This window comes from Brachybacterium saurashtrense, assembly GCF_003355475.1.
Lineage (GTDB): Bacteria > Actinomycetota > Actinomycetes > Actinomycetales > Dermabacteraceae > Brachybacterium > Brachybacterium saurashtrense.
In genome coordinates, this window is record NZ_CP031356.1 from 218,530 (window position 1) to 238,779 (window position 20,250).

18 protein-coding genes are annotated in these 20,250 nt (G+C 73.4%); 5 read left to right on the forward strand and 13 right to left on the reverse strand.

Translation table 11 applies throughout. From position 1 onward, the window contains the following. Positions 1–154 precede the first annotated feature (154 nt). From DWV08_RS01000 to DWV08_RS01010, 3 genes are all read right to left on the reverse strand, one after another. Positions 155–1,171 carry an inorganic phosphate transporter gene (locus DWV08_RS01000; protein ID WP_115412088.1) on the reverse strand — a complete coding sequence of 339 codons (1,017 nt, stop codon included), beginning with the start codon at positions 1,169–1,171 and terminating at the stop codon, positions 155–157. Next, positions 1,172–1,804 (reverse strand): hypothetical protein, encoded by a 633-nt coding sequence (locus tag DWV08_RS01005; RefSeq protein WP_241237275.1) that lies wholly within the window; start codon positions 1,802–1,804, stop codon positions 1,172–1,174. A gap of 232 nt (positions 1,805–2,036) precedes the next feature. Continuing rightward, on the reverse strand, positions 2,037–2,663 hold the full coding sequence (locus DWV08_RS01010) for a hypothetical protein (protein ID WP_115412090.1): 627 nt from the start codon (positions 2,661–2,663) through the stop codon (positions 2,037–2,039). A gap of 49 nt (positions 2,664–2,712) precedes the next feature. Here DWV08_RS01010 and DWV08_RS01015 point away from each other — a divergent pair, with 49 nt between their 5' ends. Then, complete coding sequence (locus DWV08_RS01015) at positions 2,713–3,369, forward strand: PH domain-containing protein (protein WP_115412091.1); 657 nt, start codon at positions 2,713–2,715, stop codon at positions 3,367–3,369. A gap of 25 nt (positions 3,370–3,394) precedes the next feature. Here the strand turns inward: DWV08_RS01015 and DWV08_RS01020 are convergent, their stop codons facing one another. Further along, complete coding sequence (locus tag DWV08_RS01020) at positions 3,395–4,099, reverse strand: hypothetical protein (RefSeq protein WP_162801465.1); 705 nt, start codon at positions 4,097–4,099, stop codon at positions 3,395–3,397. A 201-nt stretch (positions 4,100–4,300) separates the two neighbouring features. Between DWV08_RS01020 and DWV08_RS01025 the strand changes: the two genes are divergently transcribed. Further along, positions 4,301–5,464 (forward strand): ROK family protein, encoded by a 1,164-nt coding sequence (locus DWV08_RS01025; protein WP_115412093.1) that lies wholly within the window; start codon positions 4,301–4,303, stop codon positions 5,462–5,464. Positions 5,465–5,495: 31 nt separating this feature from the next. Here the strand turns inward: DWV08_RS01025 and DWV08_RS01030 are convergent, their stop codons facing one another. The 4 genes from DWV08_RS01030 to DWV08_RS01045 all read right to left on the reverse strand — a co-directional run bounded on the left by DWV08_RS01030 (position 5,496) and on the right by DWV08_RS01045 (position 11,099). Then, positions 5,496–6,914, reverse strand: a complete 1,419-nt coding sequence (locus DWV08_RS01030) for an ABC transporter substrate-binding protein (RefSeq protein ID WP_115412094.1) — start codon at positions 6,912–6,914, stop codon at positions 5,496–5,498. Positions 6,915–6,924: 10 nt separating this feature from the next. Beyond that, complete coding sequence (locus tag DWV08_RS01035; protein ID WP_241237277.1) at positions 6,925–7,872, reverse strand: carbohydrate ABC transporter permease; 948 nt, start codon at positions 7,870–7,872, stop codon at positions 6,925–6,927. A gap of 12 nt (positions 7,873–7,884) precedes the next feature. Then, a complete protein-coding gene (locus DWV08_RS01040) occupies positions 7,885–8,799 on the reverse strand; it encodes a carbohydrate ABC transporter permease (RefSeq protein WP_115412095.1) in 915 nt (304 codons plus the stop codon). A 74-nt stretch (positions 8,800–8,873) separates the two neighbouring features. Beyond that, positions 8,874–11,099, reverse strand: coding sequence for an alpha-galactosidase (locus tag DWV08_RS01045; RefSeq protein ID WP_115412096.1), 2,226 nt, complete (start codon positions 11,097–11,099; stop codon positions 8,874–8,876). 161 nt (positions 11,100–11,260) lie between these two features. Here DWV08_RS01045 and DWV08_RS01050 point away from each other — a divergent pair, with 161 nt between their 5' ends. Further along, positions 11,261–12,472, forward strand: a complete 1,212-nt coding sequence (locus DWV08_RS01050) for a pyridoxal phosphate-dependent aminotransferase (protein ID WP_115412097.1) — start codon at positions 11,261–11,263, stop codon at positions 12,470–12,472. Between the two features lie 97 nt (positions 12,473–12,569). On the opposite strand, the gene DWV08_RS01055 is transcribed toward DWV08_RS01050, so the two are convergent. Further along, positions 12,570–12,959: a DUF1304 family protein gene (locus DWV08_RS01055; protein ID WP_206516743.1), complete on the reverse strand. Its 390-nt coding sequence runs from the start codon at positions 12,957–12,959 to the stop codon at positions 12,570–12,572. Positions 12,960–13,101: 142 nt separating this feature from the next. Between DWV08_RS01055 and DWV08_RS01060 the strand changes: the two genes are divergently transcribed. Both DWV08_RS01060 and DWV08_RS01065 read left to right on the forward strand, forming a co-directional pair. After that, positions 13,102–13,692, forward strand: coding sequence for a TetR/AcrR family transcriptional regulator (locus DWV08_RS01060; protein WP_115412099.1), 591 nt, complete (start codon positions 13,102–13,104; stop codon positions 13,690–13,692). Then, positions 13,689–14,111 carry an organic hydroperoxide resistance protein gene (locus DWV08_RS01065; protein WP_115412100.1) on the forward strand — a complete coding sequence of 141 codons (423 nt, stop codon included), beginning with the start codon at positions 13,689–13,691 and terminating at the stop codon, positions 14,109–14,111. Before DWV08_RS01060 ends, DWV08_RS01065 begins: the two co-directional genes overlap by 4 nt. Positions 14,112–14,178: 67 nt before the next feature. On the opposite strand, the gene DWV08_RS01070 is transcribed toward DWV08_RS01065, so the two are convergent. The 4 genes from DWV08_RS01070 to DWV08_RS01085 all read right to left on the reverse strand — a co-directional run bounded on the left by DWV08_RS01070 (position 14,179) and on the right by DWV08_RS01085 (position 20,228). Next, positions 14,179–15,156: a zinc-binding dehydrogenase gene (locus DWV08_RS01070; protein WP_115412101.1), complete on the reverse strand. Its 978-nt coding sequence runs from the start codon at positions 15,154–15,156 to the stop codon at positions 14,179–14,181. A gap of 146 nt (positions 15,157–15,302) precedes the next feature. Next, on the reverse strand, positions 15,303–16,769 hold the full coding sequence (locus DWV08_RS01075; RefSeq protein ID WP_115412102.1) for an FAD-dependent oxidoreductase: 1,467 nt from the start codon (positions 16,767–16,769) through the stop codon (positions 15,303–15,305). Positions 16,770–16,921: 152 nt separating this feature from the next. After that, the gene (locus DWV08_RS01080; RefSeq protein WP_115412103.1) at positions 16,922–17,953 is read right to left on the reverse strand and encodes a transglutaminase family protein; all 1,032 of its coding nucleotides are present in this window, start codon (positions 17,951–17,953) and stop codon (positions 16,922–16,924) included. After that, positions 17,946–20,228, reverse strand: a complete 2,283-nt coding sequence (locus tag DWV08_RS01085; protein WP_164740383.1) for a circularly permuted type 2 ATP-grasp protein — start codon at positions 20,226–20,228, stop codon at positions 17,946–17,948. The genes DWV08_RS01080 and DWV08_RS01085 overlap by 8 nt, the downstream gene beginning before the upstream one ends. Positions 20,229–20,250 lie beyond the last annotated feature (22 nt).

The window sequence follows — 20,250 nt, forward strand, 5'->3', positions numbered from 1 at the left end:
CCCAGGGTAATCGGCCCGCCCGGGAGGTTCCCGGGACCGCGCCGCTGGGGGTGCGCCCTGCCCTCCTCCACAGAACGGTATTGCCCGCTGGGCTTCCGTTCTTGGAAGCGAGGCGGGCAAAGCTGTGGGGGTCAGGCCGGGGTCACGGCCAGGCTCAGCCCTCGACGAGGCTGAGGCCCGTGCCCAGCAGCGCCGCCCCGAGCACGGCGGTGGCCAGGGGCGTGCTCAGCCACACCAGGGCGATCTGCAGCGCCACCGGCCAGCGCACGGTGCGCAGCCCCTTCGCGGCACCGGCGCCCACCACGCTCGAGGCCAGGGCATGGGAGGTGGAGATGGGGGAGTCCAGGCCGAACAGGCTCAGTGCCATGGTCGAGGCCGCGGAGACCTCGGCGGAGAGCCCCTGGGCGACGCTGAGATCGGTGAGCCGGCGGCCGAGGGTGCGGATGATCCGGTGCCCGCCCATCAGGGTGCCCGCGCCCACCGCGACGGCGACGCCCACCATGATCGCGGCCTCCGGCACCGGCGAGGCGGGGACCGTGGCCGCCGCGATCACGATCATCGCCAGCGGCAGGCGGGAGTCGTTGATCCCGTGCCCGGTGGCGACCGCCCCCGCGGAGAGGGTCTGCGCGAAGCGGAGATGGCCGCGCCGCAGGCGCTCGTCGCGGCCGATCCGCAGCAGGGCGTGCATCAGCACGAAGGCGAGAGAGGCGGAGAGCGGCGGCCCCACCAGGGAGACCACCAGCAGCGCGCCCAGCTCCTCCCACGGCGCGGTGGCGCCGAGCACCAGCGAGGCCCCCAGCGTCGCCCCGAAGAACGCGTGCCAGGTGGAGGCGGGCATCCCGAACCACCAGGTGAGCAGGTCCCAGAGGATGGTGGTGAGCATGATCGCCAGCATCGCCGCGCCCAGCCGGTCCGGGGCGCCGCCGGTCGCCTCCAAGAGGGGCGCCAGCCCCAGCAGGTCGATCGCCCACTGGGCGGTGACCATGATCAGCATCATCCCCAGCAGCGCCCCGAGCAGGTTCAGCACCGCCGCCATCATGAGAGCGGCGGATTCGCGCAGGGTGCGGGTGGCGATCGTGGTGGAGACGGCGTTGGAGGCGTCGTGGAAGCCGTTCATGTACGCCATCCCCAGCGCCGTGACGACCACCAGGGCGAACAGGACCGGAGTCACTCAGGCGTCCTTGACCCGCAGCAGATCGGCGATCCGCGCCAGCTTCTCCAGCAGGACGATGGTGTCGCGGAGGGAGTGGGCGACGTCGTGCAGCGGCAGCAGCTCGCCGGTCGAGCCCCCGCGGGAGGAGATCTCCGCCAGGGCGCGGCGCACCAGGCGGTCGCCCTGGCGCTTGAGCTTGCGCACCTGAGCGTAGTACTCCCCGAGATCCCGCACCCCGGCGAGCTTCCAGGTGGCGGCGACGGTGAGCTCGGAGGCCCGTTCGATCCCCTTCGCCGCCTCCATCAGCGGCGTGGGCAGGGCGCCGGTGGAGGTGAGCACCAGCAGCTCCGCCGTGTGCTCCATCGCATCGACCGCATCGGCCATGGTCAGCGCGAAGTCGTACAGCAGCTCCGCCTCGTAGGGCGTGATCAGCGAGTGCGCCAGCCGCTCCGCGATGCGGCGGCACAGCTCCTCGGCCACGGTGGCCTGCTCGTGCAGCCGCGGCGCGATCCGGGTGCGTTCGCGGATCCCGTGGCCCAGCAGCTTCGAGTGGGTGTCCGCCGCCTGGACCAGCAGCTCGGCGAGTTCGGTGAACAGGCCGTAGAGGGGGCGCTCGGTGCGCTGAGGGAACAGCCGGGAGAGGAACTGCATCACCTGGGGTCGCCTCCTCGCGCCACGTGGCGCCTGACACCGCGGGCCCCGCAGCGCGGGCGCGGACCGGATGTGATGCTGAGGCGCCGGACCGGGATGCGCCTGTCGGCGCGAAGGCCGCTCGAAGCGGCAAATGTTGGAGCCCGGGGCAACCGCGGCCCGGCGCGCATCCATCGTAGGGCACGACGGGGAGAGCGGGGCAAACCGGGGCGGGCCCGGCATGGCATGGGCCTCACTCCAGCAGGCCGGCCTCCGCATGGCGGCCGGCCGCCGTGAGCGCCTCGCCGGTGCTCAGCAGGCGCTCGGCCTGCCGGGTGCGCTCGTCGTCGCGGTCCTCGTCGGCCAGATGGGCGGTGCCGTGGGCCACGATCGTCGCCACCGCGCCGGCGCGGCGCAGCGCGAGCCCCAGATCGCCGGTGAAGGCGCCGCGCAGGATGTCGTCCATCGTGCGGTGCACCTCGTGGACGTCCGGCGGCTCGGCGAGGCCGGAGAGGTAGCGCAGGCCCGGCACGGTGCGGGAGCCCGCCCGGTAGCGGTGCACCACGTCCTCCCCGTGGCGCTGCGACCACGTGTGCAGCACGTACAGGCGCCACAGGGCGCCCGGGAGGGTGGTGGCCGGCGCACCGGACCACAGCGCGGCCAGATCCGTCAGGCCGTCGTCCGCCGCCAGGGACACCACGCGCTCCACGACCTCCGGGTCGGAGCTGTGGAACACCCCGTCCAGCAGGGCGCGGGCCGAATCGTGCGCGAGGTCCGAGGAGGTCGAGGGATCCGGCGCGCCCGGGATCGACTCGGCGACCGAGGGGAACAGCGCGGCGGGCCGACGGAAGCGGCGTGCGGAGGAGTCGTGCGGGGGCATGGGGCGCACACTACGCGCCGCCCCCGCACCGCCGCACTACGCTGGGAGCATGACGATCCCCCGGCAGATCGGCCCGGAGACGGGGCCGCGCACCGCCCTGCCCGACTACCGCCGCAGCAGCGCCACGGTGGAGCGGATGGTCTCCGCGCTGCAGCAGGGGCGCCATCGCGCCGAGGCGGCCTCAGGACCCGTGCGGGCCCTGGTGCCGGCCGCCGCCCTCCGCGACACCGTGCTGCGGGCCGTGGCGGCGGCGGTGCTGCTGGGCGGCGCGCTGCTGTGCGTGCCGGTGGGAGTGCTGCTGCTGAGCGGCCTCGAGGACGGGCGCGCGCCGGGGGCCGGGCTGCTGGTGGTGCTGCTCGCGCTGGGCGCCCTCGCCCTGGCCCTGACCCTGCTGGGCCTCCGCTTCGGGATCGTCGCGCTGGGCACGGCGCGCTCCCGGGTGGAGGTCTCCGCCCCGGGGCTGCGCGTGGTGGGGCCGCTGCGCTCCCGGGACGTGCCGTGGCACGAGATCGCGCAGATCGAGTCGCGCGTGGTGCACCCGGTGCACTGGCACACCGCGGCGCTGCGCCTGCGCGACGGGGAGCGGGTGCTGATGCCCGCCTTCGACCGGCACATCTGGACCTACGGCCAGCCCTCCGGCCAGGACGTGCGCGACCTGCGCACCGAGCTGCACCGGCGCGAACGGGCGGCGCGGCGCACCTCCTAGCGGACCCCGGCCGCGGAGCTCCTGCTCAGGCGGCCGCGCCGGGGGCGCGGCTGGCCCCCTCCTCCCACAGCGCACGCACGGCCTCGACCACCTCGTCGGGCCCGATGTCGGAGACGGCGAGCACGCCCTCCGCGTCCAGCGGGAGGTGCCCGATCCGCCAGGAGCCGTCGGCCTCCGCGTGGAACATCAGCGGCGTGGGGTCCTGAGGGGTCTCGATCGCGGTGCGGCGCAGCGAGACCGTGCGCTCCGCGCCCCCGGCGAGGAACGCCGTGACGATGTCGCCCACCGAGGCCGGCACCTGCTCCGGCCCGGGCAGCGCGGTGACCACGAAGGAGTCCAGCTCGTCCTGGGTGAGCATGAGGATCGCGTCCTCGGCCTTGACGAGGAACGCCATGCGCATCGCCTCGCCCTCGGCGAGTGCGAGGCCCAGCCACCGGTCCGCGGCGGTGAGCGCACTGGCGACCACCTGCCCCTCCTCGCCCAGCAGCCACTGGCCGTCCTCGGAACGCTCCACCTTCCCGCGGGCGCGCAATCCGGAGGTCACCGCGGCGGTGACGAACTCCCGCGCGGACTCGGGGGCGCTGCGCAGCCCCACCTGCTCGCGGGTGATCCGCGCGCTCTCGGTGTCCCGCAGGCCCAGCATGAAGTCGATCTCGTAGGCGGTGTAGATCGTCACCGGCTCCTGGGCCTGCTCGTGCGCATAGGCCGGTGCGGTCGTGGTCTCGCTCAAGGGTCCCCCTGGAAGGCGCGGTCCGGGCGTCGGGGAGCGACGGCCGGCGGTCGTGTCACGGGAAGCATGGCAGATGCCGAGCCGGCGCTCCACCGGCCCGCGACCCCACCTCGCGCCCCCGGCGCACCCCCGCGGCGGGACCCGTCGGCCCGGGAACCGGCGCGGCGGCGGGAGGGCCCTCCCTGCCGCTAGGCTCGCAGGATGCAGGGGCATGACACCGCACACCACGACGCCGTCGCGGCGACCGCGCTGGGGAGCGACAGCACGCGCTCCGTCTACCGCGATCTGCTGCGGTTCGGTCCCCGCTCCCGCAGCGAGCTCTCCCAGCGCCTCGCGCTCTCCGCCCCCACCGTCACCCGCGTGACGAGGGACCTGCTCGAGCGGGACCTGCTGCACGCCCTGGCCGCCGTGCCCCTCGCGAAGGGACGCCCCCAGGAGCCGCTGGACATCGAGGAGAACCGCGGCCCGCGCTTCGTGGGCGTGAAGGTCACGGCCGACGAGATCCACGCGGTGGTCACCACGGTGCGCGCCGTGGTGCTCGAGGAGCTCGTGCTCACGCTCGAGGACCCCTCCCCGGCCCGCGTGACCGCCACGATGCTGCTCGCCGTGGAGGCGCTGGTGGACGCGCACCCGCACGTGGTGGGGGTGGGGGTGGGCCTGGGCGGCCTGGTGGCCGGGCGCCGCACCGTGCTCGCCTCGCACCTGCTGGGCTGGGACGAGCCGGTGGAGCTCGCCGCCGCGCTCGAGGAGCGGATCGCGCTGCCCGTGGTGGTGGAGAACGATCTGATCGCGATGGTCGAGGGCCTGCACTGGTTCGGGATGGGGCGCGGCTACCGCTCCTTCGCCGTGCTCACCGTGGGTGCCGGCGCCGGCATCGCCACCGTGATCGACGGGCACGTGGTGCGCGGCCACCACCACATGGCCGGGCTCACGGGGCGCCTGCCCGTGGGCGTGGACGCCCGGGGGGAGCCGCTCGCGCTCCGCGACGTGGCCAGCACCTCCGCCGTGCTCGCCCGCGCCCGCGCCCTCGGCGTGCTGGGGGAGGCCGACGGGCTGGCCGCCCTCCGCGCCCGCCTCGCCGCCGGCGATCCCGGCGCCCTCGAGGTGGTGCAGGGGATGGCGCGGGCGCTCGCCGTCGCCGCCTCCGCCGTGCTCGCCGTCACGGACCCGGAGGCGATCGTGCTGGGCGGCGAGACCGTGGACCTGCTGCACGCCGCCGACCCGGTCTTCGCCGACGCCCTGCACCGGGGCGCTGCGGGGCGTCAGCAGGACGTGGTGGTGCGCACCCTCACCGGTGACTTCGACGACTGGGCCCGTGGGGTCGCCGTGATCGCGGTGCAGGCGTACGCCGGGGCCATGCCCTGAGGCACGTCCCCGGCGCACGTCTCACGGTCCCTCACTCGAACAGGGCGTTGACCCGGTCGTTGTAGGAGGCGAAGTCCGCGCCGTCGATCTGGCGCATCCAGCACTGGTCGAAGGCCGCCTGCATGATCGAGGCGATCGACGCGGAGTTCTCCACCAGCGGGTACAGGCCCGTCTCCCCACGGGCCACCCGGTCCGTGAACGGGGTGACGTCCAGGCCGCGCGCCGAGTACGCCTCGATCGCCGCCTCGGTGCCCACGTCGGTGGCGGGGAAGAACGGGGCCCGTTCGCCGATCACCTGCTGGGCCTCGTCGGAGGCGAGGAACGCGATCAGTCGCGCCGCCTCCTCCTTGTGCGTCGACTGCGCGGAGATCGAGTCGCCGAGCCCGTTGAACATCGACACCGGCGTGCCCGCCGGTCCGGTGGGCAGCGGGGCGATGCCCAGCTCCATGCCCTCCATGTTCGCGAAGGTGCTGATCATCCAGGAGCCCACCGTCACCAGCGCCGCGGAGCCGGACTGCAGCTGGCTCTGGGTGGGGGAGGAGTCGCCGAAGGTGCCGAAGGGCGGGAAGAACCCCTTGTCGACCAGCCCGAAGTACCAGTCCATGGTGGCGGCGAAGCGCTCGTCGTCGTAGTTGAAGCGAGTGCCCCAGGTCGGCTCGTCCGTGAACGTCCAGCCGGTCGAGAGCGCGAACGGGGACCAGCTGGTCTGCCCGGTGTAGTCCGTCCCGGCGTCCGCGCCCAGCCCGTAGCGGGCGATCGAGGTGGGGTCGAAGCCCTCCTCGTCGCCGCGCACCCCGTTCGTGTCGACGGTCAGCCGCGCCAGCATCCGCTCGAAGCTGCCGCCGTCCTCCGGGTTCCAGTCGAGGTTCTCGAGGTCCTCGGGGGCCAGGCCTTCCTCGGCCAGCATGTTCTGGTCGTACAGCACCGCGATGGTGTCGTAGTCCTTGGGGATGCCGTACCGGGTGCCGGACTGGTCGCTCCACAGCTCCTGCAGGCCGTCCTGGAACTGCTCCGCGGCGACGTCCTCGAGGGCGGCCAGCCCGTCCAGCGGGGCGATCACCCCGAGGTTCACGAACTCCGGGAAGCGGGCCAGGTGGTCGGTGAACGCGTCCGGGCCGGCCTCGGCGACGAAGCTCGCCGTGAGCTTGGTCCAGTAGTCGTCCCAGCCCATCTGCGTGATCCGCACCACGATGTCCGGGTTCTGCTCCATGAACAGATCGATCGCGGCGGAGTAGGCGGGCAGCTGGTTCGCGTCCCACAGCCAGTAGTCGATCTGGGTCGCGCCCGACGGGGCGGAGCTGTCGGCGCCGCACGCGGCGAGCGCCCCCGCTCCGGCCGCCCCGGCGGCCAGCGCCGCCGAGCCCTGGAGCAGGCGCCGACGGGACAGGCCGGGTCGGGTGGGCAGGGGACGACGCGACAGCGCGCTGTCAGGGTGGTTCTGAGAAGTCATCGGGGGCACCTCACTTGATCCCGCTGAAGCCGATGGAGTTGACGATCTTCTTCGCGAACAGGGCGAAGAGGAGCAGCATGGGCGCCGCGGCGACGAGCGTCGCCGCCATCAGGCCGGACCAGTCCGGCCCGGTGCCGGGCGCCTGCGCCCGGAACACGCCCAGCGCCACGGTGAGCACCCGGGACTGGTCGGTGTAGGAGACCATCAGCGACCAGAAGTACTCGTTCCAGGCGGTCATGTAGGTGAGCAGGGCCAGTGTGGCCAGCGGTGCGCTGGCCATCGGCAGGATGAGGGTGAAGAACACCCGGGCCTTGCTCGCCCCGTCGATGAGCGCCGCCTCCTCCACCTCGCGGGAGATGTTGTTGAAGAACTGCCGCAGGAAGAAGATCGCGAAGCTCGAGATGAACAGCGTGGGCAGCATGATCCCCAGCAGCGTGTCCACCAGGCCCAGGTTCTTGATCAGGATGAAGTTGGGCAGCAACGTGAAGATCTGCGGGATCATCAGCGAGCCCAGGAAGATCAGGAACACCGTGTCCCGGCCCCGCCAGCGCAGCCGGGAGAAGGCATAGGCGGCCATCGCGCAGGAGAAGGTCTGGATGATCGTGACCGTGGTCGCGACGATCACCGAGTTCAGCAGGTAGCGCCAGAAGTTGATCGACGCCCCGGAGCCTCCCTGGGAGATGGCGGTCTCGACGTCCTGCAGCCCGAAGACGCGCTCGAAGCCGCCGGTGTTCAGCCCCACCGGCAGCAGGCTCGCCGGATCGGTGGCCAGGGCGTTGTTGCTGGACAGTGCCGTGCGCAGCATCCAGTAGAAGGGGAACAGGGTGATCAGCAGGAAGATCACCATCACGGCCCAGGCCGCGATCTTCCCCCAGGGGACGCTGCGGCGGGGACGGAGGGCGGTGCGGCCCTCCGCCGTGGTGCGGGGCCGGTCGATGTGCGGTGCGGTCGTGGTCATCGCTGTCTCCTCTCAGTCCAGGTCCGACTGGCCGGCGCGGCTCATCCAGTACTGCGCGAAGGTGATCACCATGAGGATCACCAGCAGCGCGACCGAGAGCGCCGAGGCGTAGCCGAACTCGTACTGCGCGAAGGCGTTCTCGTAGATGTACATCTGGAGCACCTTGGAGGCGTCGGCGGGACCGCCCTGGGTGGTCACCGAGACGGTGTCGAACACCTGGAACGAGCCGATGATCGTCATGATCAGCACCAGCGCGAGGATCGGGCGCAGCAGGGGCAGCGTGATGCGACGGAACATCGTGATCTCGCCGGCACCCTCCGTGCGTGCCGCCTCGTAGAGGAACGCGGGGATCGACTGCAGCCCGGCGAACAGCAGCAGCGCCGTGTAGCCCATGTGCCTCCACACGTTGACCAGTGCGACCGTGGGGATCACCCAGGTCTCGGAGGCCCAGAACGCGATCGGGTCGAAGCCGATCCACTGCAGGAAGATGTTGAACACGCCCATCTGGGTGTCCAGGATCCACAGGAACACGATCGCGGCGACCACGTTGGAGACCAGGTACGGGGCCAGCACCAGCGAGCGCAGCACCGTGGACTGGGTGAGCCGCTGCATGAGCACGGCGATCACCAGCGCCACGACCGTCTGCACGCCGATGTTGATGGCCACGTACAGCACCGTCACCCGCAGCGAGGTCCAGAAGATCGGGTCCGCGAGCAGCCGGGAGTAGTTCTCCAGGCCCACCCACTGCGGCGGGGTGAGGGTGGTGTATTCCGTGAAGGAGTAGTAGATGCCGGTCAGCAGCGGCCAGACGAGGAACACCAGCAGGCCGACGGAAGCGGGCGCGATGAACAGCAGCGCGAGCTTCGTGTCGTCCTTCCGGCGGCGCCTCGTCGGGACCGACCGCGTCGACGTCGTCGCGGTGGACATGGGGGCCTTCTTTCGGTGGGGTGGGGGTGGGTGGTCGGATCGGGGAGCGGACGCGGGGCCGGCGGCCCCGCGGCTCACTCGCGGGTCAGGGAGAGCAGCAGGCCCTGCTCCGGGTCGAGGAGCGGGGCGGAGAGTCCTGCCCGCCCCAGCACGGTGCCGGGCAGGGAGACACCGTCCTCCGCGAGCGCGGTGCGCATCCACGGGGGAAGGGTGAGGCGTGCATGCTGGTCGGCGGGGAGCAGCGCGCGCACGCGGTAGGTCGCCGCGGGATCCAGGCCGGGCAGTCGCAGGCGGGGCTCCTGGGCGGTGTCGGCGCGGCCCACGGCGGTGACCTGGAACAGGGCCTCCTCGCGCTCGGGTGCGACCACCCCCTGCACCCACACCCGGCTCTCGCCGCGGTCGGCACGCACCAGCTCGCCGCGGAACAGCAGGTCGCGGTGCTGCGTGTACAGGGCGATCCACGCCGTCAGCTCCTCGAGCTCCGCGGCGCTCGCCTCGGAGAGGTCCCACTCGATGCCGAGGTGGCCGAACAGCGCCGAATGGGCGCGGAAGCCGAGGGTGTGCAGCCGCCCGGTGGTGTGGGAGCGACCCGAGGCGATGTGGCTGCCCATCAGCTCCAGCGGGATCAGCTGCGAGGTCCAGCGGTGCATCTGCTGGCGCTCCAGCGGGTCGATGCAGTCCGAGACCCACACCCGATCGGTGTGCTCGAGCACCTCGAGGTCCACGCGCGCCCCGCCGGAGGAGCAGGACTCGATCTCCAGGCCGGGATGGGCGGCCTTCAGCTCGTCCATCAGGCGATAGGCGGCGAGGGTCTGCTCGTGGACCGCCGCGCGGCCGGTGGCGCGGGTGGCGGCCTCGAGCAGGTCGCGGTTGTGGTCCCACTTGAGGTACCCGATGTCGTACCGGTCCAGCACGGCGAGCATCTGGTCGCGCACGTGCTGGTAGGCGGCGGGAATCGACAGGTTCAGCACCTGCTGGTGGCGGGACTCGAGCGGGAGAGCGTCCAGGGTGGGCCCGAGGATCCACTCCGGGTGCGCCCGGGCGAGGTCGGAGTCCTCGTTGACCATCTCCGGCTCGAACCAGAGGCCGAACTCCATGCCGAGCCCGGTGACGTGGTCCACCAGGGGCCCGAGCCCCTCGGGCCAGACCTCCGCGGAGACCTCCCAGTCGCCGAGGCCGGAGAAGTCGTCGCGGCGGGAGCCGAACCAGCCGTCGTCGAGCACGTACCGCTCCACGCCGAGCGCGGCGGCGCGGTCGGCGAGGTCCGTGAGCCGGGCGAGGTCGTGGTCGAAGTACACCGCCTCCCACACGTTCAGCGTGACCGGACGGGCGGTGTCCACGTGGTGCGGGCGGGCCCGCAGGTGGCGGTGGAAGCGGCGGGCGACGGCGTCGAGCCCCTCGCCGTAGGAGGCGTACAGCCACGGCCCGGTGTACTGCGCGCCGGGGTCGAGGCGCATCTCGCCCGGCAGCAGCAGCTCGCCGCCGCCCAGCACCCGCCTGCCGGTGCTGGTCTGCTCGGCGAGGTGGCGGTGGTTCCCGGAGAAGGCGGTGTGCACGCCCCACACCTCGCCGGCGCGGAAGCCGAAGCCGGCGCGGCCGGCGTGGAGCACGTGCGCGGCATCGGCGCCGGTGCGGCCGCGGCGGTTCTCCCGCAGATGGGTGCCGACGGTGAAGTCGCGGCGCTGCGGCGTGCGCTCCTTCGTCCACCGGCCGGCGAAGTCGAGCAGCTCCTCGGCCTCGTCGGGGACGGGCAGGGCGAGGGTGAGCTCGTCCAGGGCGTAGGGGCTCCCGCCGGTGTTGGTGAGCGTGGCCCGCAGTCGCAGCAGGCCGGTGGGCAGGAGCTCGAGCGTGAGGGCGACGGCCAGGCCCTGGGCGGGGTCGGCGAGGTCCAGGCGCACCGCGGCGGCCCCGGTCTCCGCATGCGACGCGGTCAGCGGCGCGCCGTCGAGCACGATGCCCTCGGTGACCAGGCGGGAGGTCCACCCGGAGCCGTCGGGCCGCGCCCCGCTGAGGCCGGGCCGACCGATCCATCCGTCGGAGACCTGGGGGAGGAGCCCGATCCGCACCGGGACGTCCACCGCGTTCTGGGGGACCGCGTCGATCCCGGCCTCGCACAGGGCGTCGATCCCGGCGGGGCCGAGCGGGCCGAGGTCGGCGCCCCAGTGGGCCACCGCGGGGATCCGTCCGTCGGTGACGTCCAGGACCACGGAGACCCCGGCGGCGCGCAGGTGCAGGCGCTGCGTGGCGCCGGGACGGGGTGCGGTGACGGTGGTGTCGAGGGGGATCCGACGAGGGGACAACGGTGGCCTCCGATGCTGCGGGACGGGGGTGGAGGGCGGCTCCGCCCTCGCTTTACTAAAACTATGAAAGTAAACCCCGTCTCGTCAAGGGGTGACCGTGCACGGATGTCGCGGCGGCCCCGCTACCCTGTCCCCACCCCCGAGAAGGCCAGGAGTTCCGCATGATCCTCACCCAGTCCTCGAAGCTGCGCGACGTGTGCTACGAGATCCGAGGACCGGTGCCGGCCGAGGCTGCACGGATGGAGGCCGAGGGGCACAAGATCCTCAAGCTCAACATCGGCAACCCGGCACCCTTCGGCTTCGAGGCGCCGGACGAGATCCTCGTGGACATGATCCGGAACCTGCCCACCGCGCAGGGGTACTCGGACTCCAAGGGCATCCCCTCGGCACGGCGCGCGGTCGCGCAGTACTACCAGACCCGGGGCATGCCCGGCATGGAGCTGGACGACATCTACCTGGGCAACGGCGTCTCCGAGCTCATCCAGATGACCTGCCAGGCGCTCGTGGACGACGGCGACGAGGTGCTGGTCCCCGCCCCGGACTACCCGCTGTGGACCGCCTCCGTCGCGCTCGCCGGCGGCCGCGCCGTGCACTACCGCTGCGACGAGGAGCAGCACTGGTGGCCGGACGTCACGGACATCGCCGACAGGGTCACCCCGCGCACCAAGGCGATCGTGGTGATCAACCCCAACAACCCCACCGGGTCGGTCTACCCCGAGCACGTGCTCCGCCAGATCGTGGAGGTGGCGCGGAAGCACGACCTGCTGATCCTGGCCGACGAGATCTACGACAAGATCCTCTACGACGACGCCGTGCACACCCCGATCGCGTCGCTGGCCCCCGATCTGCTCTCGATCACCTTCAACGGGCTCTCGAAGGCGTACCGCGTGGCCGGGTTCCGGGCGGGATGGATGGCGCTGTACGGGCCGAAGGACCATGCGGCGAGCTTCATCGAGGGCCTCGACGTGCTCTCGAACATGCGCCTGTGCCCGAACGTGCCGGCCCAGCACGTGGTCGCCACGGCGCTGGGCGGCTACCAGAGCGTGAACGAGCTGCTGCTGCCCGGGGGGCGGCTGCGCGAGCAGCGCGACGTCGCCTACGAGGGGCTCAGCGCGATCGACGGCGTGGACGTGGTGCGGGCCTCCGGGGCGCTGTACATGTTCCCCCGGCTGGACCCGGAGATGTACCCGATCGAGGACGACGAGCAGTTCGCCTTCGACCTGCTGCGCTCCAAGAAGATCCTGGTCACCCAGGGCACCGGCTTCAATCTCGCCACCTCGGACCACTTCCGCCTGGTGACGCTCCCGTCCGTGGACGTGCTCGCCGACGCCGTGGACCGCATCGCCGACCACCTCGCCGCGATCCGCCGCTGAGCGCGGCGCGGGCCCCGGCGGCCCGGCGCCTCGGCGCGCCCTGCCCCCGAGGCCGGGGTGCGCCCCGTCCCGGGGCGTCGCGACGTGCCCGGGCGACTCAGAGCGCCAGGCCCACCACCAGGGCGAGGACGGCGAGCAGCGGGAGGGTGCCCTGCCGGATCGCCGCCGAGCGGTGCGCGGGGGAGGACAGCAGCAGCACCGTCGCGGCCGCCAGCATGCTGCCGGTGCCGGCCAGTGCCAGCGCCGCCCCCACGGCCGTCGTGCCCGCGAGCAGCAGCACGGCGCCCAGCGCCGCGAGCACGGCCAGGAAGAGGTTGTAGAACCCCTGGTTGAAGGCCAGGGCGCGGGTGGCCGCGACCTCCTGGGCGCTCTGCCGGCCGAACACGGCCTGCGCGCGCGGGGTGCCCCACAGCAGCGACTCCAGCGCGAAGATCAGCACGTGCAGGGCGGCCGCGGCCAGGGCGAGGGCGGAGCCGAGGATGATCACGGGGACCTCCGGTCGGTGGGCTGGTTGTGAAGTGACCGTTCCAGTATAGTGGTGGGCGGGTCGCCGCGCCATCCTCCCGCCCCGCCGGGGTCCGGGGGCGGCGCAGACGGCACCGACAGCGACGAGCCCACCGGGAGGGACCATGGGGCGACCGGCCGCCTTCGATCGCGCCGAGGCGGTGCGCGCGGCGCGCGACGTGTTCTGGAGCGAGGGGTACGAGACGGCCTCCATGGCTGCGCTCCAGCAGGCCACCGGCCTCAGCGCCAGCAGCGTGTACCACTCCTTCGGCTCCAAGCGGGGCCTGTTCGACGCCGCCGTCGAGGACTACCTCGACCAGGTGGTGCGTCCCGGCCTCGCCCCGCTGACGGGGCCCGAGGTCGCCCCCGAGGCGCTCCTCGCCTATTTCCGTGCGGCCCGCGAGCGCTTCGCGGACCCGTCCGGCCGCACCGTCGTCGACGGCTGCCTGCTGGTGAACACCGCCTGTGTCGGGGTCGCCAGGGACAGCGGGGTCGCCGAGGTGGTGCGTGCCTACCGCGCCGAGCTGCACGCCGCGTTCACCCGCGGCGCGCGTGCCCGGAGCCCCCGGCAGGCGCCCGCGGAGCGCGAGCGCCTGGTGGAGACCTGCGTCTCGCTGCTGATCAGCGCGCTGGTCATGACCCGGGTGGACACCGGGGCGGCGCTCGCCGCCCTCGACACCGCCCTCTCCTACCTGCAGAACGAGGACACCCCATGAAGCCCCTCTACACCACCGAGGCCCTCGCCACCGGCGGCGGCCGTGACGGCCACGTCGACGTCGCGGGCTCCTCCCTCTCCCTGGATCTCGCGATCCCGGCGGCGATGGGCGGCAGCGGTGCCGGCGCGAACCCCGAGCAGCTCTTCGCCGCCGGGTACGCGGCATGCTTCCACTCCGCGCTGCTGTCCGTCGCGCGCTCGCAGAAGGTCGCGATCGAGGGCTCGAGCGTCGGCGCCCGCGTGAGCATCGGCTCCGAGGACGCCGGCGGCTTCTCGCTCGCCGTCGAGCTCGAGGTCGTGCTGCCCGAGCTCGACCACGACACCGCCCAGGCGCTCGCCGACGCCGCCCATCAGGTGTGCCCCTACTCCCACGCCACCCGGGGCAACATCCCGGTGACCGTCACCGTCTCCGACGACTGAGCTCGTCCCCGAGCACGAGGGCCCCGACGGGATCGCTCCCGTCGGGGCCCTCGTGCGGGGACCGCGCTCAGGGGCGCAGCAGGACCTTTCCCTGGCGGCCGTCCGTGAGGGTGGCGTCCACCGCATCGACGACCTCGTCGAGGCCGAAGGTGCCGGCGGCCGGCAGGGTGACCTCGCCGGAGAGCAGGCGGGCGAGGATCTCGCCGATCAGGCGCCCACGGGTCTCGGCGCTCATCGCGGCCGAGACCTGGGCGCCCCAGAAGCCCTCGACCTTCAGGTCGCGGAAGATGATCGGTCCGGAGGGGAGCGCCATCGTGGCGCCGCCCATCGCGCCGAACACGACCAGGCGCCCACCCCGGCCCAGCAGCGAGAGCACCTGGGCGGCGGCCTCGCCGCCCACGGAGTCCAGGCCGGCGGCGACCTGCGCGTCGCCGATGAGGGCGCGGGCCTGCTCCTCCCAGTCGTCCTGGTCGGTGGCGACCACGTCGCCGATGCCCTGCGCCGCGAGCTCCTCGATGCCGCTGCTGCGGCGCACCAGGCTGATCACGCGCAGGTCGCGGGCGCGGGCGAACTGGGCGACCAGGCGGCCGACGGCGCCGGTCGCCGCGTTCTGCACGAGCACCTGGCCGGGGGCGAGGTCGAGGTGCTCCAGCAGGGACAGGGCGCTGAAGGGCATGGCGACCAGCTGGGCCGCGGCCTCGTCGGGCAGCTCCGCCGGGAGCGGGAGCAGCGAGGCGGCGGGCGCGAGGAACAGCTCGGACCAGGTGCCCGGTGTCGCGGCGACGGCCACGCGATCGCCGACGGCGACGGAGTCGACGCCCTCGCCGAGCTGCTCGACGACGGCCACGGCCTCGCTGCCCGGGACGGCGGGCAGCTCGGGGCGCACGCCGTAGGTGCCGCGGATGGACCACAGGTCGTGGTGGTGGATCGGGCTGAGCACGAGGCGCAGCAGCACCTCGCCGGCGTCGGGCGCGGGGGTGTCGGCCTCGAGGGTCGACAGGACGTCGGCGGGCTCGCCGAACCGGGTGTAGGACACGCTGCGCATGAGAGGACCTCCCTGTAGTGGAATGCTCGCTCCACAATAGGGGCTCCGCACGATTGCGCCCGAACGGCTGTGAGCAGGACGACGACGAGCGGGGACCGCGCCGACATGCGGCGCGGTCCCCGCTCGTGGGGTGCTGAGGTCCAGTCTCAGGCGTTCGAGGGGACGGTCATCCCGTCGCGGGAGACCCGCACCATCTCTTCGCGCTCGACCACCTTCACGCGGGCGCGCGGCTCGCCGTCGGCATCCACCGCGGCGGCGCCCAGCGCCTTCTCGTGCTCGTCCAGCGCCGTCCAGCCGTCCCACGTCGTGTACTCCACGCCGCGCTCGTCCAGCAGGCGCAGGATCGCGTCCTCGTCGCGCTCGGGCGCCCGGGCCAGCGTGCCCGCCTCGACGTCCTCGAGCAGGCTGGTGATGGTCTCGATCGCGTCGGACTTCGTCGCGCCGATCAGGCCCACCGGGCCGCGCTTGATCCAGCCGTTGGCGTAGACGCCGGGCAGCACGGTGCCGTCCGCCTCGGTGACGCGGCCGGCGACGTTGTGGATCACGCCGCGCCGTGCGTCGTAGGGGATGCCGGGCAGCTCGGAGCCGTGGTAGCCGACGGCGCGGTACACGGCGCCGAGCTCGTAGTCGACCATCTCGCCGGTGCCCTCCAGGCCGCCCTCGGCGTTCAGGCGGGTGCGCTCGAACCGCATGCCGGTGACCGTGCCGTCCTCGCCGAGCACCTCGACGGGGCGGTGCCAGAAGTGCATGTGCAGGCGGCGCCGCACCGGTCCGCCCTCGCGGTCGGTGGGCTCCTCGCCGGCGGCCTCGCGGCGCTGCTGCTCCTCGAGCCAGCCCACGAACGTCTGCACCACCTGGTCGGTGCGCTTGTCCGCCCGGATGGCCTCCCACTCGGCGTCGGTGATCTGGTCGAGGTCGCGCGGGTCCATGACCACCTGCAGGCCGCGGGGGTGGGCGAGCTCGCGCGCCTCGAGCGGCGAGAACTTGGTCTGGGCGGGGCCGCGCCGGCCGAACACGTGCACGTCCGTGGTCTCGGCGGCCTGCAGGCCCTCGTACACGTTCTGCGGGATCTCCGTCCGCAGCAGCTCGTCGGCGCTCTTGGAGAGCACGCGCGCGACGTCGAGCGCCACGTTGCCGTTGCCGATCACCGCGACCTGCTGGGCCTCCAGGCCCCAGGTGCGCGGGTAGTCCGGGTTGCCGTCGTACCAGGCCACGAAGTCCGCGGCGCCGTGGGAGCCCTCCAGCTCGATGCCGGGGATCGCGAGGTCCGCGTCCTTCAGCGCACCGGTCGCGAAGATCACCGCGTCGTAGTGGCGGCGGAGGTCCTCGGCGGTGAGATCGGTGCCGAACTCGACGTCGCCCAGGAAGCGGATGTCGCCCCGGCCCAGGATCCGGTGCAGCGCGGTGATGATCCCCTTGATGCGCGGGTGATCGGGGGCGACGCCGTACCGGATCAGCCCGAAGGGCGCCGGGAAGCGATCGAACAGATCGATGGAGACCTCGAGCTCCCCGTTCTTGACCTGCGCGCTGCGCAGCAGGGTCTCCGCCGCATAGACGCCGGCGGGGCCGGAGCCGATCACGGCCAGGCGGAAGGGCTGCTGGGAGGAGGACATCTCACCTCGGTCTCGTGGCGCGCGGGCGCCGGGTCGGATGCGGTGCGGAGCGTGCGCGTCCCACACGACGCAGCCTGCTCCCCACAGATTTCCGCATCACTCTATACGCGAAAATCGGGCCTGCCATGTGGACTGTGAGCTGGCCGACGCCGTCACTCCGGGCTGCTCCCGGAAGGCGGCTCGGGCACCACCCCGACGGACACGTCCAGCGTGCTGGTGGCCCCGGGAGGCCCCACCACGATGCCCTTGAGCGGCGGGACGTCGGCGTAGTCCCGGCCCCAGGCCGTGGTGACGAAGCGCTGGTCCACGAAGGTGCGGTTGGTGGGATCGATGTCCACCCAGCCGGTGCCGGGCACCAGAACGCTCAGCCAGGCGTGGGAGGCGGCGGAGCCGATCATCTCCCCGACCGGCGCGGTGCCCAGCGCCCCGCCGGCCGACGGGGCCGTGCGGAGGTAGCCGGAGACGTACCGCGCCGCGAGCCCGGCGGCCCGCACCGCCGCGACGCCCACGTGGGAGAAGTCCTGGCACACCCCGTGCCGGGCGGCGAGCACCTCCTCCAGCGTCGAGGAGACGGTGGTGGCGGCGGAGTCGTAGGTGAAATCGGTGTGGATCAGGGCCGTGAGGTCCGCGAGGCACTCGCCGATGGCGCGGCCCGGGGTGAACACCTCCGCGGAGATCTCCCGCGCCGCGGTGCCCGCGGGGATGCGGGGGGAGGGGTGGACGAAGTCCAGCCCGGAGTCCGGCAGCAGGGAGCCCCAGTGCTCGGGGGTGCACTGCTCCCAGGGGCGGGACATCGGCTCGATCGGGTAGCGGCGGTCCGCGACGGTGACGCGCGCGTGCGAGTGGACGTCCAGCTGCGAGTGCGGCTCGTCCACCAGCAGGTAGGTGGAGGAGTTGCCGTAGAAGTCGGTGTGCGCGGTGAGCCGGGCGGGCGCCGGCTCGACCACCACCTCGTGCGAGAGCACCCGCTGGTGCGGGGTGGCGCGCGGCTCGATGTGCGCGCGGCCGAAGTTGCGCGAGACCGGCTTCGCGTAGCGGTAGGAGGTGAGGTGGTGCACCCGGTAGTGGATCGGCTCCACCGGGGTCTGCTCCTCCTCGCGCAGCGGCAGCAGGGGCCGCCGTCGCGTGCTCGCGGGCGTGCCGTCGGCGGTGCGGGCGGGTGTGCTCGAGGCGTTCTCAGACATCGTCGATCCCCCATCTCGAGGTGGACTCCGAGGGGCGGAAGTACCGGTTCTCCAGGGCGGTGGCGAGCTCGCGCAGCGAGTCCATTGCCGCATCGACCTCCTCCAGGAGGGCGGTGGGGGCGCCGCCGGCCACCGCGGCCCCAGCTCCTGTCGCGCCGCCGACGGGGCCCTCCTCGGCCGCGAGCGGCCGGAGCATCTCCTGCGGGTCCCAGGCGCCGAGCCGGGAGCGCAGCGCCGTCAGCGGGGCGCGCAGCTCGGGGGTGGGCTCCACCTCCGGCAGGCGGTCCAGGGCCAGGCCCAGGCGGTCCATCTGGAAGGCGATCGAGCGCGGCAGGGTGGTGTCCGCCAGCAGCAGCTCCAGCAGCAGCTCCGGCTGCACCGCCGCGTGGTAGGCGCGACGGTAGGAGGCCCCGGCCTCGGTGATCAGCGCCACCGCGGCAGAGGTGCGGGCCTCGACGGCGTGGCTGCGGCGGCGGCCCAGCACGGCCCGCAGCAGGGCCAGCAGGCTGCTGGCCCGTTCGATCTTCCGCCCCACCTCGGTGAGGTCCCAGGCGAGGTTGCGCGGCATCGAGTCCGCGACCGCGCCGGAGAGGGTGAGGCAGCCGTCGACGATCTCGGTGAGCCCCTGCTCGAGCGGGGCGGCGTCGTGCCCGGCCAGGGCGCGCAGGCGCTGGTTCATCCGGGCGATCACGGGCCAGACGTCGTCCGAGATCAGATCGCGCAGCGTACGGGTGGTGTGGGCGAGCGCGGCGTAGGACTGCGCCAGCGAGCCGGGTCGTCCTCGATCGGTGAGCAGGCTCTCGATCTCCGTGCGCACGGTCTCGCGGTCGTGGAGGTCCACGGCCGGGAACCCGGGATAGGTGGTGGTGACCTCGGTGACCGCGCCCAGCAGCACCGCCTGCGCGGTGCGCGCGGTGGGGCCGCCCTCGGAGTCGAGGTCGTTGACCGAGTCCAGCATCGTGCGCAGCAGGCGGGCGGTGGAGTCCACCCGCTCGAGGTAGCGGCCGAACCAGAACAGGTCCGAGCCCACCGAGCGGGTCATCGCCGGGTACGCGGCCAGCGCGCCGAAGGGCGTCGTGGGCGCCTCGGCGCTCTGCGCGGCGTCCGCCGCGGCGCTGCGCGGCACCGCGACCCACACGTCCTTGAGCGCCTCCGGGCCGTCGTCGGCGGTGACCGCGACCCCGCCCGGCAGCACGTCGAAGCCGTCCTCGGTGCTCGTCACCAGCAGGCGCAGGCGCGCGGGCCGCTCCACCAGGGCGTCCCCGCCGGCGGGGTCCAGGCCCAGCCAGCCCGCCTCCACGGCGCCGGGGGCGGCGGGGCGCAGCAGCAGGTCCTCGTGCAGCAGCTGGCGGCACAGGTCCGGCAGGGCGTCGCGCAGGTGCGGGTTCTCCAGCAGCCCCGCGCCGAGCGGATTGAACACCTCCACGTCGCCGCATCGTGCGGCCTCGACCAGCCCGGTCACGCCGCCCAGCGGCGTCGGCCCGAGGTCCAGGGGGTCCACCAGCTGCGAGGGCACCAGCCGCACCAGGGCGTCCACCGCGTCCCCGGGATCGGAGTCCCGGCCGGGCAGGCGCAGGGTGAGCGCGCCGGAGCCGGTGCGCAGGTCCCCGGCGGAGACGATCGGCGCGCCCAGCAGGTTCGCCAGCCAGCTGTGGTCGAAGGCGCGCAGCGGGTCCTCGGTGTCCTCGGTGAGCACCACCGTGCGCCCGGCCCGGCCGTCGGAGCGGGTGCGCTGGTGGAGCGCGGTGCGCAGCGTGTCGAAGTAGGGGTGCAGGCGGCGCAGCGCCGTCGAACGGTACAGCGTGGGCGCGCAGCGCGAGAGCACGCGCCGCAGCTCGAGGGTGGTGCCGGCCCCGTCGGGCACGTCCACCGAGTCCTCGAGCACCACCCAGGTCCCCTCGGCGGTGCGGGCCACGGTGCTGCTGATCGCGAAGAGGTGGTGGCTGCCCCGCGAGGGGATCCCCACGGCGGTGCGCAGATAGGCGGGATCCTGCAGCAGCTCCTCCACCGGGGCGACGTCGGCGGAGAGCACGGTGCGCGGGCCGTAGAGGTCCGCGTACAGGGCGTCGAGCAGGCGCATCCGCTGCTCGAGGCCCGCCGAGAGCTGGGCCCACGACTCCGCGTCCAGGACCACCGGGACCGGATCGATCACGGGCGCGGTGGCGGAGACGTCGCCGGCGAACATCGCCGCGGCCGACGCCGCCGCCCGTCGACGGCCCCGGGGGCCGAGAGCGTCGAGCTCGTCGACCAGGGCCTGCGGTGGTGTGGAAGTCACCGGGTCATCGTAGACGCGAGCG